Annotated in this window: 17 protein-coding genes; 2 read left to right on the forward strand and 15 right to left on the reverse strand. The window is 61.8% G+C overall.

Annotation, left to right across the window (positions count from 1 at the left end; all coding sequences use genetic code 11):
- Positions 1 to 2 precede the first annotated feature (2 nt).
- A complete protein-coding gene (locus tag FGD77_RS15785; protein WP_255011113.1) occupies positions 3 to 653 on the forward strand; it encodes a hypothetical protein in 651 nt (216 codons plus the stop codon).
- Complete coding sequence (locus FGD77_RS15790; RefSeq protein WP_255011114.1) at positions 650 to 1,000, forward strand: hypothetical protein; 351 nt, start codon at positions 650 to 652, stop codon at positions 998 to 1,000. The genes FGD77_RS15785 and FGD77_RS15790 overlap by 4 nt, the downstream gene beginning before the upstream one ends.
- Positions 1,001 to 1,009: 9 nt before the next feature.
- On the opposite strand, the gene FGD77_RS15795 is transcribed toward FGD77_RS15790, so the two are convergent.
- The 15 genes from FGD77_RS15795 to FGD77_RS15865 form a co-directional block, all read right to left on the reverse strand.
- Positions 1,010 to 1,852, reverse strand: coding sequence for a quinoprotein dehydrogenase-associated SoxYZ-like carrier (locus tag FGD77_RS15795; protein WP_255011115.1), 843 nt, complete (start codon positions 1,850 to 1,852; stop codon positions 1,010 to 1,012).
- Positions 1,853 to 1,905: 53 nt separating this feature from the next.
- Positions 1,906 to 4,716 carry an insulinase family protein gene (locus FGD77_RS15800; protein ID WP_255011116.1) on the reverse strand — a complete coding sequence of 937 codons (2,811 nt, stop codon included), beginning with the start codon at positions 4,714 to 4,716 and terminating at the stop codon, positions 1,906 to 1,908.
- Entirely contained in the window at positions 4,716 to 5,687 is a 972-nt protein-coding gene (gene pip, locus FGD77_RS15805) for a prolyl aminopeptidase (protein ID WP_255011117.1), read from the reverse strand. The genes FGD77_RS15800 and pip overlap by 1 nt, the downstream gene beginning before the upstream one ends.
- Complete coding sequence (pqqE, locus tag FGD77_RS15810) at positions 5,677 to 6,840, reverse strand: pyrroloquinoline quinone biosynthesis protein PqqE (RefSeq protein WP_255011118.1); 1,164 nt, start codon at positions 6,838 to 6,840, stop codon at positions 5,677 to 5,679. The genes pip and pqqE overlap by 11 nt, the downstream gene beginning before the upstream one ends.
- Positions 6,837 to 7,145, reverse strand: coding sequence for a pyrroloquinoline quinone biosynthesis peptide chaperone PqqD (pqqD, locus tag FGD77_RS15815; protein ID WP_255011120.1), 309 nt, complete (start codon positions 7,143 to 7,145; stop codon positions 6,837 to 6,839). Before pqqD ends, pqqE begins: the two co-directional genes overlap by 4 nt.
- Complete coding sequence (pqqC, locus tag FGD77_RS15820; protein WP_255011121.1) at positions 7,142 to 7,903, reverse strand: pyrroloquinoline-quinone synthase PqqC; 762 nt, start codon at positions 7,901 to 7,903, stop codon at positions 7,142 to 7,144. The genes pqqD and pqqC overlap by 4 nt, the downstream gene beginning before the upstream one ends.
- 2 nt (positions 7,904 to 7,905) lie before the next feature.
- Positions 7,906 to 8,826, reverse strand: coding sequence for a pyrroloquinoline quinone biosynthesis protein PqqB (gene pqqB, locus FGD77_RS15825; RefSeq protein WP_255011123.1), 921 nt, complete (start codon positions 8,824 to 8,826; stop codon positions 7,906 to 7,908).
- Positions 8,827 to 8,867: 41 nt separating this feature from the next.
- On the reverse strand, positions 8,868 to 8,948 hold the full coding sequence (gene pqqA, locus FGD77_RS15830) for a pyrroloquinoline quinone precursor peptide PqqA (RefSeq protein ID WP_255014267.1): 81 nt from the start codon (positions 8,946 to 8,948) through the stop codon (positions 8,868 to 8,870).
- A gap of 97 nt (positions 8,949 to 9,045) precedes the next feature.
- On the reverse strand, positions 9,046 to 10,071 hold the full coding sequence (locus FGD77_RS15835) for a LysR family transcriptional regulator (RefSeq protein ID WP_255011124.1): 1,026 nt from the start codon (positions 10,069 to 10,071) through the stop codon (positions 9,046 to 9,048).
- A gap of 96 nt (positions 10,072 to 10,167) precedes the next feature.
- Positions 10,168 to 10,953 (reverse strand): ABC transporter permease, encoded by a 786-nt coding sequence (locus tag FGD77_RS15840; RefSeq protein WP_255011126.1) that lies wholly within the window; start codon positions 10,951 to 10,953, stop codon positions 10,168 to 10,170.
- A complete protein-coding gene (locus FGD77_RS15845) occupies positions 10,950 to 11,672 on the reverse strand; it encodes an ABC transporter ATP-binding protein (protein WP_255011128.1) in 723 nt (240 codons plus the stop codon). Before FGD77_RS15845 ends, FGD77_RS15840 begins: the two co-directional genes overlap by 4 nt.
- Before the next feature lie 6 nt (positions 11,673 to 11,678).
- On the reverse strand, positions 11,679 to 12,110 hold the full coding sequence (locus FGD77_RS15850) for a hypothetical protein (protein ID WP_255011129.1): 432 nt from the start codon (positions 12,108 to 12,110) through the stop codon (positions 11,679 to 11,681).
- Positions 12,107 to 12,724 (reverse strand): ABC transporter ATP-binding protein, encoded by a 618-nt coding sequence (locus FGD77_RS15855; protein ID WP_255011130.1) that lies wholly within the window; start codon positions 12,722 to 12,724, stop codon positions 12,107 to 12,109. Before FGD77_RS15855 ends, FGD77_RS15850 begins: the two co-directional genes overlap by 4 nt.
- Positions 12,721 to 13,473 carry an ABC transporter permease gene (locus tag FGD77_RS15860; protein WP_255014269.1) on the reverse strand — a complete coding sequence of 251 codons (753 nt, stop codon included), beginning with the start codon at positions 13,471 to 13,473 and terminating at the stop codon, positions 12,721 to 12,723. Before FGD77_RS15860 ends, FGD77_RS15855 begins: the two co-directional genes overlap by 4 nt.
- A gap of 12 nt (positions 13,474 to 13,485) precedes the next feature.
- Positions 13,486 to 14,460: an ABC transporter substrate-binding protein gene (locus FGD77_RS15865; RefSeq protein ID WP_255011131.1), complete on the reverse strand. Its 975-nt coding sequence runs from the start codon at positions 14,458 to 14,460 to the stop codon at positions 13,486 to 13,488.
- Positions 14,461 to 14,468 lie beyond the last annotated feature (8 nt).

Consider the following 14,468-nt stretch of genomic DNA (forward strand, 5'->3'; position numbering starts at 1 on the left):
CGATGATGAGAGTCCCGATCTGTCTACTGGTACTGCTATTGGGGACCAGCGCGCTGCACGCGGCTGAGCCTTATGATCTGATCTTCAGAACCGGTACGCTATCAGGCGTTCCCGCCGACGATCAGCTGATCTATTCCCGTGCCATGACGTTGCTCGGAAACCCGCAGAGGGAGCAGGCAGGCACTGGTCTGATCGTGCTGAGTTTTGCTGCGGACGACATGGCCGAACTCGATTTCCGCCAAGGCGATCGTCACCGGATAGTCGGGCTGTTTCCATCAACGGTGGGCAATCCACTGGCCATGTATTTCCTTGAGACGGTCATCAATGACATAGCGCGCGATACCGGGGGCAGCCCCTACTATATTCGCAACCGAATCAAGGAGTCGCTGCTTGAACCGGCAGAGATCACGGAGCTGGAGACACAGGCTGGCGGGCAGAATATCACGGCCCACCAGATCATTTTGCGACCGTTTCAGGGCGACAGGCACCGTGACCGGATGCTGCTCTATGGCGATCTGGCGATGACGTTCACAATGTCGGATGACGTGCCGGGCTGGTATGCCTCTTTGGTGGCCGAAGTGCCCTCGGGCGATACCGCGCCGCCGCTCTATCGCAACACGCTGACCTTGACTGATCCGGAGGCATCACAATGACACGGCTGGTACTTGCTCTTTGTGCTACATTGTTGACCGTTCCGGCAGGCGCGCAGACCGTCGCCCAATCGATCAACGACTATCCGACCGAGGCGCGGGCGGATTACGTCTTTGGCTGCATGGCGGCGAACGGTCAGGGGCGGGATACGCTGCGCAGATGCGCGTGCTCGATCGACCGGATCGCGTCGATCCTGCCCTACGAACAATATGTCGAGGCCGAAACCGTCCTGTCCATGCAGCAAACCGGGGGGGAGCGTATGTCGATCTTTCGCACCATGCGCATGGCACAGGATCTGGTGGCCGACCTGCGGCGCGCGCAGGCCGAGGCGGATATCATCTGCTTCTGAAATCGGCGTTTACGATGATGTGCCCTTGTCCAGCAGGTTCTCGAACACGTTGCCCTCGGTATCCTTGGCGCGGACCCGCAGCGCCGGGGCACCGTTATCGGTATACTCGAAACGGAACACGGGGTTTTCACTAATGGAAATACCCCCCTCAATGGTAAACAGCATGTCGTCGCCCTGATAGACTTCGAGACGGTCGATGAAATGCGCGTTCATGAACAAATGGGTGATCTGGTCGCGCTGAAACCCCGAATAGTTGGGATGGCGGATCATGATCTGCGCCTCCCGGCGATGCCCCGCAGCGGGCAAGTCGGCGGCAATAGGTTTGAGCCGCATCTGCCCCATGCCGACAAGAGCGGCCTCGGGATCCTTGGTCGCCGGAGCCGAACAGCCGCCCGACGCCTTGACAAACCGTCCCTGCATATAGCTGCCCTGCTCGGTGTGCGCGATCACACGGACATTGGAATAGGTGTTCACCCGCACGCGCATCTCAAACTTCAGCGGCGACATGGCGGGGCCGAAAACCATCTCGGCGGCGAGCGGCGCTGGGTTTTCATCGATGACGATATCCATTTGCGTGATCACCGCGTCCTCATCGGTCTGGACGATCGAGACGGGAACCGTGGCCGCATCAAACGCCCGATAGGGCGCATCGACCGTGAAAAGCCCCGCGCCGTCCTGCAACGCCACGTCGCCAACGAGATCGCCGCGCAGTTCCTCCCAGCTGGGCGACTCGGTCAGCGGATTCTCGACCGGACCATCGGCTGCAAACGCGCCGACGGCGGACAGTGCGAAAAGTGCGGCGAGGACGATGGTTTTGATGACGACTCTCCCATGCAATATACAATCGCGCATTATAGCATTTTTCTTCGGCTAAATATACTACTCCCAAAGGAGCGGTCGCGCCGTCATTCTCCGGGCAGATCTTTGATCTCGAATAGGTCCGGGCGCTGCGCCAGCGCAAGACCAAGCGCCTGTTTGCTACCGAATATGACGATATTCGCTGATTTCCCTGCTTCGCTCAGCACCGTGCCAATATTATTCAGATCGTCGGCATCGGTGGTCAGCACCTCTGCGCGAAACGCCCTGCGGCGCTCGGCGCACGATCCCGTGAGCCAATCGGTCAACGCTTTCAATGCGCTGTCCGGCGGCGACAGCGGCCGATCCAATCTGCCGACGGTGGCTATGATCGAACGGTTCAGATCGTCACGGCTCACCCCATGTCCCAGTTGTTGCCCCGCCGCCGCGAACACCTCAAGCGTGCGCAGGATATGTGGATCGCGATAGGAGAGGAACGTGCTGACCCCGTTCAACGCATCGCCCCGGCAAAGCGCGCCATACGCCCTGCCCTCTTCACGCAGTTTTTGCCAGATCCAGCCCGTTTCGAGATACTTCAACCCAACGACAAGCGCGGCTTGGCGCAGAGTTTCACGCGCCTCGGGATTCAGCGCCATCCCGACGAAATTTGCCGCGCCGGGCAGGATGAACCCCTCAGGGCATCCTGAACCGGCCCCGTTTGCGTGGGCTTCTACCGTTTTTCCGGCGGGGAGAAGGCTGACCAGCCCTTCGGCGCTGCGCCGCAGATCCGCCGCGCGGCGCCTATCAGACGTGATACTGATGGTAAGTCGCTTGCGACATGCGAGCGTAGCATGACACTCACGAAGCCGCTGCACTGCCAGACCCGGATCATGCAGGATCAGGGACTGAAAATCGTGCAGAAATTGCAAATAGGACAGGCCGTCCGTTTGCTCAGATGCGCTGACGTGACGGCGCAACCGCCTGTCCAGAAACTCATGCGCCTTGGGCAAGATCTGTGCCCTGACGCGGACAATCTCGGAACCGACGATTTCAGACAAATACTGCGGTTCGGGAATTTGCCATTCACTCAGCAATTCGCCCAGAATGTCGAACAGACATGGCACCCGGTCGGCCAGTACTCGCCCGCGCAGGATAAGGTGGGTCGCTTCGCCCGCGCCAGTCGCTAAGGGCGCGCTAAGCACTTCGCAGCACAGGCCGCCAGTTTCCACGCCGATCCGGTTGGTCATGTCGCGGGCGCTGCGCCGCGCTGTGCCGGAGCGCAATAGTACCCGCGCGAACAGCGCAGCGCATGACAGGTCTGACACCCCCCGAAGATCAAGCGCCAGATCAACATAGGCAAGCCCGTTGGTATGGCGTTGATGAAACAGGACGGGCACCCTGTCCACCTGATCGACCGTCATGAGATCTTCAACAGGGCCCGGCGACAGATCCCGCAGCGCAAGACGCGGGATCCCGGTTGTCGCCCCCGGCGTTCGGCGCGGCGCGCGGCTATCGGGCAGTGCGCCGGACGGGCCGCGCGGGGGGGCTTTGCAAGTGTTGTCTGCCTTGACGGTATCGGGCGTCAAAACAACCATCGTAAAGCACGGGTTCTCAAGAAGATGCGTTTTCAGCATGCTCTCGAAAAAACCCGCGGGCGCCGCCCGCAGTTCGGCAAGTTCGGGCGCAAACCCCAGCCCATGGACCGGATTGCGCCCCAGCCGCCAGCCCTTGGCGACATCCAGCAAAAGGCCTACCGCGTGCGGCCGCTTCCACGAGCTTCGGTCCCGGTTTCGGAACTCCACCGCGTTGACTGCACCCGCGATGCTATGCCTGTCAAAGCTGTCCAGTAGCAACCGACCGATCGTTTCGCGCACGACCTCTTGCACATCCTCGGTCCTGTCGACGTTCACGCCGACAAGTTGGATAGAAAGGCGCGGCGGTGATGTGTCGTCGCAAAACCGACCCTCCACGACATCCGCGCAATGGCCAGTATCAATCAACGCACGCCGCAGCGGCGCGAACGGTTGACCGACCAGCGCCTCGCACAGCACGTCACAGGCCAGTTCGGCCAGCCGGCCCTCTGGCGCGGGAAAGATCCAGTTCAGCGCAAGGCGCGATGGGTCGGCCCCGGCATGGCTGAACGCCAGAGTTCGTGGCACCGTGATAACAGGCCAAGTCGTAGTCTGGTGCGGTTCACCCCTTTCGAACTGGTTGAAAATCCGGTCAAGGCGGCGCAGTTCCCCCTGAATGTCAGCCGCCCCCGAATAGGCGGCCAATGCGTTCGAGGGATGATAAGATACCCGATGAAATCGCTTCATCCCGTCATGGGTCAGATCCGGGATCCGGTCCGGATCACCGCCATAGGCGTGGCTGAACGGTCCAGCCGCGAACAGCGAGCGGCGGGCATGTTCAGCCAGCATGTGAACGGGCGAGGCGCACATCCCTTTCATCTCGTTCAGGACCACACCTTGCTGGGTGCCGTCTGCGCTCAGGTGCCATCCCTCGCGCCGAAAACACTCTTTGGTCAAAAGCGGAAAGAACACCGCATCCAGATAGACATCCACAAGGTTCTGAAAATCGATGGGGTGCGGGCTAGCTGCCGGGAAAATCGTGAAATCGGCAAATGTCGAGGCATTGAGATAGCTTTGCAGCGACCCTTTCAGTAGCTCGACAAAGGGTTTCTCTGCTGGATAGGCGCGCGATCCGGACAGCACGCAATGTTCGAGAACATGGGCAACACCGGTCGACTCCGCCGGGTGCGTGCGAAAGGCGATGGCAAAGGTTTGGGCCGCATCCGCGTTCAGCAAAAAGACCGCGTCGGCGCCGGTCTTGTCATGGCGAAAATGACGGGCGCGGGTCGCGATTTCGGGGATTTTGCGGGCCGCGACCTCGGTGAAACCGGTGAAGTCATCACCGGTCATCACGATACACGGGCGATCATGTCGACAATTGCGCGCTGCATCGCACCTACCGTTTCGCCGTCTCTCAACGAATGGCCCGCCTGGCTGGAGACCCGGATTTCAACGCCGGGCCAACGCGCCGCCAGCCTGTGAGACGTGGCGGGCGGACATAGAAGGTCATAGCGGGGCTGGATGATAATACCCGGAATCCCCGCAAGCGCCGTTGCGTTCTCCAGTAGCGGCCTGTCCTTCAGGAAACAATCATGGCTGAAATAATACGCCTCCATGAACGGCGACGCGGGCAGCGCCACCTTTGGATCGTCCAAGCGCAGCGGATCCAGCGTTGTGCACTCCGGCGCTATTTGCGACAGGATACGCTCGGTATCATGCCAAGCGAGGGCAAAGCGTCGGCTGTGCTGCGCGTCCGCGTCCAAAATATGCGCCCAATAGGCGCCAAGCGGATCTGCGCGTTCATCATCCGGTAGCATGGCCAGAAAATCATCATGCAAATTTGGATAAAACATCGACAGATTGGCGCAAAATGCAGTCTCAAGCTCGGCGTGCGTTCCTAGAAAGACCGACCGCATGACCATCCCGATGACGTGCCGGGGATGCCGTTGGGCATAGGCCAGCGCCAGTGTGGCCCCCCACGATCCGCCGGCAACGATCCATTTATCGATCCCGAAATGCGCGCGCAGCTTTTCCATGTCGGCGATCAGATGATCGGTCGTGTTGTCCGCACGGCTGCGTTTGGGCAGACTGCGCCCGGCGCCGCGCTGATCGAACATCACCAGATATGCGTCTTTGGGGAAAAGCTGGCGATGCGCCGTCTGGCAGCCACTGCCCGGCCCGCCGTGCAAAAACACGATCGGCATGCCATCGATCGCTCCGGAGGTTTCGACGTAGATCTGATGCCCATCACCGACCGGCACGTGCCCGGTTGTCAGAACGCTCGCCCGGCGCCCCGCATCTGTTTCAGCCCTATCTATCACCGCTCTGCGTTTCAGGTTCCGGCGTGCCGCCGACAAAATTGCGGTAGATGAAGCGCGTCGGTCCCTCTGCGGCCTCTTGCCGGGCGGTATGAAAAATCTCCTCGTGTCTGGGCGACAATGCACAGGCCGGGTCGGTATCGGCCGCATTCCCGGTCAGCGCAAAGGCTTGGCAGCGGCAACCGCCGTAATCTTCCTCTTTCAGATCGCAACTGCGGCAGGGTTCTGGCATCCAGTCGGTGCCGCGATACAGATTGAAGGCTGGGGAATGTTCCCAGATCCACGCCAGCGAGTGATCCCGAACCGAATCAAACACTAGTCCGGTTATGCTTTCAGCCGCGTGACAAGGCAGCACCTTGCCTGCAGGCGAAATATTGAAGAACTGCCGCCCCCAGCCGCCCATGCATTTCTTGGGGCGCTGCGCGTAATAGTCGGGCACGACATAATCGATCTCAAGGATACCGGCGAAGCGCTCACGCGCCGCTTCGACAAGGGCCGTCGCCTCCTCAATCTGGGCCTCGCTTGGCATCAGGGCGGCGCGGTTTTTCAGCGCCCAGCCGTAATATTGCACATTGGCCACCTCCAGCCGGTCGGCGTCCAGCGCGACGGCCATGTTGATGAGGTCTGGCAGTTCATGCAGATTCTGGCGATGGACCACGGCATTCACCGTCAGCGGCAGGCCAATATCGCGCACCCATTTCGCCGCCTCCAGTTTCTTTGCATGCCCGCGCCGATAGCCGCCGATGCGGTTGGCAAGCGTCTCGTCGCTGGCCTGAAAGCTGACCTGCACATGGCACAGCCCGGCATCCGAAAGCGCGGCCAGCCTGTCCCTGGACAGCAGGACGCCCGAGGTGATCAGGTTGGAATACAGCCCCACATCCGTGGCGCATTGCACCAGTTCCAGCAGGTCCTTGCGCGCCGTCGGTTCGCCGCCCGAAAAATGGATTTGCAGCACGCCGAGATCGGCCAGCTCCTGTAACACCCGCTGCCATTCTTCTGTCGAAAGTTCGCTTGTGGCGCGGTCCATCTCGACAGGGTTGGAACAATAGGGGCATTGCAACGGGCAACGGTGGGTGATCTCGGCAAGGACCGATAGGGGCAGGCCGAACGGGGTCGATTTGGCCGGTGCGATACTGTCGGCAAGCGCGTCGGTCATGATGTCGCCTCCTTGATTTCGGCGAGAAAGCCCTTGTCCGCCAACTCCTGAAGCATCGAAAGCACATCGCCCAAGATTTCGGCCTCGGGCGCGTCATATTTTGCCGCGAGGATTGTAACCATTTCGGTGATGGACGTCTCCCCATCGCATTGTTGCAGCACCTCGACCGAGGTGTCGTCGGGGACAAGGATGCGTTCCGGGGCCAGCAACAGCCATCGCTCGCGCAGTTTGTCGAACTTCAGCCGGACGTGGCGCGGCAGTACCGGGCGGGTCTCTGGTCCAAGCGTGATATGTCTTGCGGTCACGATTCCATTCCCCTTGGAATAAACGCGCCCGGCGGCGGAAAGCCCGTGACATAGGCATGATAGAGGGCATCAAGCTGGACCCACAGCACATTTGTCTTGAAAATCAACGCCTGACAGACCGCTTCGCGAGCTTCAGGTGTGGTGGCATGCGTCCTTACGTAATCCAGCGCGAAATTCGCATCGCGCGGGGCCTGCTCCAGACGGCGCTGGAAATAGGTCATGACGGAAGGGTTGATGAAGTCATAATGCTTGAGCATTCCGGCGATGCGCTGTTCGTGAATGCTGGGCGCGAACAGTTCGGTCAGCGACGAGGCGATGGCTTCCAGCGGGGGTTGCCTGCCGACGAAATGCACATAGGCGTCGACCGCAAACCGGGTCGCGGGCAGGATGCCTTGGGTGGATTCAACATAGGCCGCATCCAGCCCCAGCCCTGTCGTCAGTTGCAGCCAGCGTTCAATCCCGCCTTCGCTGCCTGCGTCGCCGTCGTGATCCTCGATCCGGTGACGCCACTCGACCCTGGTTTGGCGGTCGCGGAACCGGGACAGGACGACCGCATCCTTGATCGGGATCGAGCTTTGGTAATAGTAGCGGTTCAACGCCCAGGCCTGCACCTGCCCTTTGTTCAACTGACCGCCATGCAGCATCTCGTGAAATGGATGAAGGTTGTGATAGCGCGCAGCGCCGATGGCGCGCAGCCGTTGTTCCAGCGCGTCGGCATCCATCAGGGGCGCATCCTGCACATGCGATGTACCCGGCATGTTCACAGCTCGATCTCCTCACCGATTGTTGGAATGCGCCACCCGGCCGCCTCGACATGGCGCCGTTCGTCGCTTTCGGGGCGCAGGACCGGGTTGGAGTTGTTGATATGGATGAACAACTTCTGCGGGATATCCAGATCGGCAAGCCGGGCCAGCGCACCCTCCCCGCCTGAGATCGACACATGGCCCATCCGTTGCCCGGTCTTGTGGCTCAGTCCCGCCGCGATCATCTCGTCATCGCGCCAGAGCGTTCCGTCGAAAAACACCAGCGGCGCGCCGTCGATGCGCTGTTTCAATGCGTCGGTGATCTGACCGCAGGCGGCGATGAAATAGAACCCTTTGGAGCCATCCGTTTCGCGAAGGTGCAGGCCAATGGTATCACCCGCGCCATGCGTGCCCTGCGCCGTGCCTTCCAGATACCAGGCGGGTTTGCCCGGCACCTCGAAGGTCTCGACTGTCAGCCCCGAGGGCGTCCCGTCCTGAAGTTCCGGTTCAAACGCCGCGTCGATCTCGATCCGCTGGCGCGGGACCAGATCGCGATTGAGCACATTGAAGATGCTGTTGCCCTCCAGAACCGACAGAACGCGATCATGCCCGTAGATGGTGAAGGGTGATCCTTCCCGCAGGTTCAGCAGGCCCGCGACGGCATCGACCTCGCCATTGGTCAGGATCACACCCGCTATGGGGTTATGGCGGATCTGACCTGCGGCTGGATGCAGTTGCTTCGTGGCATTGATCTGCTGGCGGATGTCGGGCGAGGCGTTGATCAGAAACCAATTCTTGTCGTCGGCACTGACGGCGATGGACGCTTGAGTATTAACCAATTCAGGGCGCGCGCGCGCAGCCCGACACCCCGCGCAATTGCAGTTCCACTGCGGCACCCCCCCGCCCGCCGCCGTGCCGAGGACGATGATCTTCAGCATGGCCAGCGCGCTGTGGCGGTTAACGGACGAAGGGCCAAGACCTACTTCTGCTTGGCGCAGGCATACATGTTGATTTCCATGCCGACGGGCACTTCCTCAATCTTCGGGGCTTTCCAAGCCATAAACCTTCTCCCTTTCGTGTTTGCGCAGCACATTGCTGCTGGTTTAAGCATAGTCTGGCAACGGTTATCGTCCATCTATGCTGATGATAGGGTCACCCTATAAGGCATTCACCATAAAGCGCGGCAGGTCGTGGACAGGCGGCAAGTCACACTCGGCCCCGGCAGCCTGAAGCGCCTCGATCAACGTGGTATAGGCCGGATTGTGCAGATATTGCGGCGCCACAAGGGCCACGATGTTGCGCGGCTCAAGATCGACACGGTAAAGCCGCACGTTGCCGGAAGGCTTGCCGCCAACCAGCGTCGACAGCGCTGGCGCTAGGCAGACGCCCAGATTCTGCTGCACCATGGCGATGGCGCTTTCATAGCTTCGGACCCGCGCGAACAGGGCGTTTTGCGGCAGGGCCCGGTCATACCATGCCTGCACCCTCTCACTGTATTGTGTGCCGAATGAAAACTGGATGGTGCGGTTCAGCATGGCGCGATCTTCCGGCGCAAAGTCGGTTTCGCCCTTGCGCGCATCCTCCAGCCGCAGCCGCTCGGGAACCACCAGCACCAGCGGATCGGCCATGATTGGCACCTGATGAAATCCGGCACTGGCCGATGCGATCGAATTCGACGCGATCAGGCCCAGATTGATATGTCGGCCGTAAAGCAGATCCAGCACCTCGGTCGGTGCGCTGTCGTGGATGTCGAACTCGGCCTCCGGCATCGCCGCGTGGACCGCGCTCAGCGCGCGCGGCAAAAGCACCCGCAGGATGGAGCTGAGCCCGGCCAGCCGGATCGTCTGGCGCGCGCCCTGGCCCATGGCCTCGACCCCGTCTTCCAGCGCCTGCATGCTGTTCAGAACCCGCTCGGCCAGCCGCAGGATGCTGCGGCCCTCCTCGGTCAGCGTCATGCGGTTCGAGCGCCGATCGAACAGCTGCGCGCCCACCGCGCTTTCCAACCCGGATAGTTGCTGGGATAGAGAGGGTTGCGCCACCCCCAACTGCTTGGCCGCCTTGGTTAGCGTTTCGCTATGTGCGACCACCCAGAAAATCTGAAGCCGTCGCAGGGTGATGCCGCAACCCGCGCTCACTAGCTGGGCGATGGGGGCATCGGTGCTGCCCGACAGTTTGCGTTGCATCTGAACGCCCTCCCTATCGGGTCAGTCTAGCCTGTCATTCTGAAATCAGGCAAAGACTCTGCTGCGCCGGGACACCAACTTTAGTCGTGGCGGGCGCTATCTGCGGGTCAGCCCGCGGGCCGGATCATAGCCGATCAGCGCGCCGATCAAAAATACGGCAAAGGCGACGGCCACCCAGACCAGTGCCCAGAGGTTGACGCTTTCATACAGCGCAAAGCGGATCAGTTCGACCGCGTGGGTGAACGGGTTCAGCGCGCAGATATCGCGCAGCAAGGGCGAGCTTTCGGCCATTTTCCACAGCGGATAGAGCGCGCTCGACATGAAGAACATCGGGAAGATGACGAAATTCATAACTCCCGCAAAGTTCTCCAACTGCCGGATGGTGGACGAGATCAGCAGACCCAGCGCGCCCAGCATCAGCCCGCTCAGCACCAGCGCCGGAAAAACATAGAGATACCCCAATGGCGGCATGGTGATCCCGAACGCGGCGGCGAGCGCGAGAAAGACATAGACCTGAAGGATCGACACCGCCGTGCCCGCCAGCAGCTTGCAGAACAGGAGCCACGCGCGTGGCAGCCGGCTGGTCAGAAGCAGCCGCATTGACCCCATTTCCTGATCATAGACCAGCGACAGCGACGATTGCATCCCGTTGAACAGCTGAATCATGCCGCACAGCCCCGGCACGATATAGACCTCATAGGTGATATAGGTCTGATAGGGCGGAATGATCGACACGCCCAGCGCGGCGCGAAACCCCGCTGCAAAGATGACCAGCCAGACCAGCGGGCGCACCAGCGCCGACAGAAAGCGGCTGCGCTGATGCACGAAGCGCAGCATCTCGCGCAGCACAATGGCGCGCAGGGCTACCAGATAGGCGGTCATTGCACCGCCTCCTCCCAGGTCATGGCGATGAAGGCATCGCCCAGATCGCCGCCGCGCGCGATGTCGCGCGCGGGCCGATGCGCCAGAACGCGGCCCCTGTGCAGCACGATCACGTCATCGCCGGGGCGGATTTCATCGACAAGATGCGTGGCCCAGAGCACGGTCAGACCGTCCCCGGCCAGATCATGGACGTGCGCGGTGATCGCGCGGCGGCTGGCGGCGTCCAGCCCGACGGTCGGTTCGTCCAGCAGCAGCACCTCGGGGCCGTGGATCAGCGCGCGGGCGATCTCCATCCGGCGGCGATGCCCGCCGTTCAGGGCGCGCACCAATTCGCCCGAGCGTTCGCGCATGTCCAGCCGGTCCAGCGCGGCGTCGATGCTGGCCTGCGCCTCCCGCCCTGATAATCCCTGAAGCGCGGCGAAATAGCTGAGGTTGCGCGCCACCGTCATGTCCAGATCGAGGGTCGGCTGCTGAAACACCACCCCGATCCGCGCCAGCGCCGCGCGGGGGGCGGCGCGCACGTCGAAGCCCGCCACGAAGATCTGGCCGTGCCGCGTGACAAGAAGCCGGGTCAGAAGCGCGAACAGCGTCGATTTGCCCGCGCCGTTCGGGCCCAGCAGCGCCGCAAAGCGCCCGGCCTCAAGGTCAAAGGACACGTCGTTCAGCGCCGTTCTGGCGCCGAATCTGTAGCTGACATTGCGGACGCTGAGCGCGGTCATCATGCGTTACTGGATGGTGATTTCAACGCGCTGGCTTTCGCCGCTGGAGCCGGGCTGGCGCATGAAATAACGGCCCGGCTTGATCGCGATGAATTCGATCTCCATCGTGCCCGCCTTGTCGAATTCCACGCTGTCCAGACCAAGGGGGCGGATCTCCAGACCGTTTATGACGATCTCGTTGATCCAGATCGCGCGGAAGAACCCCGGGCCTTCCAGCCCCAGTTCGCCCGTGCCGTCAGCGGTGATCTCGATCTCGTAGGCTTTGCCCGATTTCAGCATCAGCGGCGCCTCGGCGATGGGTTTGCCGACCGAAAGGGTGATCGGCGCCAGCTCCTCCTTGTTGCTTTTCGACAGCAACCCGGCAAAGCCAAGATCCTGGGCAGAGGCCGTTCCGGCCATCGTGAGGGCGGCAATCACCAGGGCGTTGACAAGTTTCATGACGTATCCTTTCGGGGTTGCGAAGTCACAATCGTGGCGGGGAATCCGCCGAGTTCGAATATCTGGTCGGCCAGACGCTCCGCCTCGCTGCGCGCATGGGTCACGAAGATCGTGGCGGGGCCGGTTTCGGCAATCAGTGCCTCGGTCAGGACCAGCATGTCATCGGAGGTGGCCGGATCGAGCGAGGCGAAGGGCTCGTCCATAATTAGAAGTTGCGGACGCCCCGCAAAGGCCCGCGCCAGCGCCACCCGGCGCTGCTGACCCAGCGACAATTGGCCGGGAAAGAGCGCGGCCTTGTCAGCAATCCCGACACGCGCCAACGCAGCCAGTGCCGCATCCCGCGCCAAATCCGCATGCACCAGCGTGATGTTCTGCAACACGCTGCGCCATGGTAACAGCACAGGCTCCTGAAAGACGATAGCCATGCGCGCGGCCCGCGTGATCTGACCGGTAAACGCCGAATCAATGCCTGCGATCAGGTTCAGAAGCGTTGATTTCCCGATGCCAGAGGGGCCAAGCACGGCCACGGTTTTCCCCGGTGCCACGGCGAAGGAAATATCGCGCAGGATCTCGATTTCACCGAACGCCTTGCGCCGGATATCTACGCGGATCATGGCGCCCTCCAGCGGCGGACGCGGCGTTCGATTGGTTGCAGTAACAGCCACTCGACCAGCAGCATGACCGCGATGAACGACAGCGAATAGACCAGCACCAGCGCGACGTTGAACAACTGGAAATAGAGGTGAATCTGAAACCCGACGCCGTTGGAGCGGCCCAGAAACTCGACCACCAGCACGATTTTCCAGATCACCGCGATGCCCGAACGCGCGGCGCCCGCGATGAATGGCGCAAGCTGCGGTATCAGCACATGGCGTAGATAGGTCACCTTGCGCATCCCGAACACCTGTGCCATCGCGCGCAGGCTTGGGTCGCGCGCGCGGGCGCCCTCGCGCAGGATGGTGGTGACGTTCGGGATCTTGTTCAGCGTCACGGCGATGATGGCGGCCGTTTCGTTCAGCCCGATCCACAGATAGCACAGCACGATCAGCACCAGCGCCGGCAGGTTCAGGAACACCACCAGCCACGGATCCAGCCAGCGATCCACCGCCGGATAACTGCCCATGACAAGGCCCAAAACCGTCCCGATGGTCATCGCAAGGGCAAAGGCCCAGAGTACCCGCAGCCCGGTATGCGCCAGATGGTAGGGTAACGCGCCCGAGGTCAGCTCCCGCCAGAATGGCTGCGCCAACGCGCCCGGCATCGGCAGGATCTCGGGGTCGGCCGTCAGCGCGGCGGCAGCGACCCACACACCCAGCAGCAGCAGAAGCGAGAGCAGCGGAATTGTGACAGGGGATAGGTGCAGCCATTTCACGTCTTACTTCACGTCCGCAAACAGGCCGTCCGGCAGCGTGCGTGCCGCGCCTACCAGATCCTCGCCGCCAAGCTCGGCCATGAGGCGCAGGAACCGGTCGGCCGCGTCGCTGTCAACCGGGCCGGCAGGCGGGATGCCGGCGCGGAAATCCTGCCGCAGCAGCTCGAACTCCGCATCGCTGCCAGCGTTCATCCGGTCGCGCAAAGGCTCCCACGCCGCGTCGTCGCTGGCCAGCAGATCCTTGGCCGCGCGGGAGGCATCATAAAGCTGCTGCGCGATGCCGGGATGCTGCGCAATGAAACTTTCCTTCATCACATAGCCCAGAATCGGGACGTCGGGGTCAAGCCCCAGCGCATGCGCCGCGTCGCTGACCGAAATCAACTCGCGCATGCCGCCTGCCTTCATTTTCGCCAGAAAATGCCAGTAGTTGATGGCGCCGTCCGTCTCGCCCTGAAGTGCGGTCTTGTAGATCAGCGGCGGCGCGCCAAAGACCTGCTCGGTCTCACCGGCCAGATCCATGTCGTATTCCTGCGCGGCGAACCCCCGCAGGATCAGCCAGCTTTTGTCCAGCGGACCGCCAGCAATGCCGATCTTCTTGCCGGCCATGTCCTTCAGGCTCTGCGCCGGGCTGCCGTCTGGCAGGACCAAGCCGCCGACCGCCTTGGAGTAGGGGATAAAGACATACTCCTTGCCCGCCGCGCGCTGCCGCGCGACCCAGATCCAGTCGATGACGGCGATATCGGCCTCGCCCCCCTCAAGTGCGACGCGCGTCGCGCCATTGTCGGCAAAGGACTGAATGAACAGTTCGAATCCGTTATCGGTGTCAAACCCGTTACGTGTGATCGTATCAAGCTCCCAGTTCACCGTGCCGATCTGGAGCACCGCTGCGCGAATGCGCGGCAGATCCTCGGCGCTGGCCGGACCTAACCAGAGCGCTGCCACCAGCGTCAAAGCCAACCGGCCAAATGCATTTGCCATGATACACT

The sequence above is a fragment of the Roseovarius sp. M141 genome (assembly GCF_024355225.1).
Classification (GTDB): domain Bacteria; phylum Pseudomonadota; class Alphaproteobacteria; order Rhodobacterales; family Rhodobacteraceae; genus Roseovarius.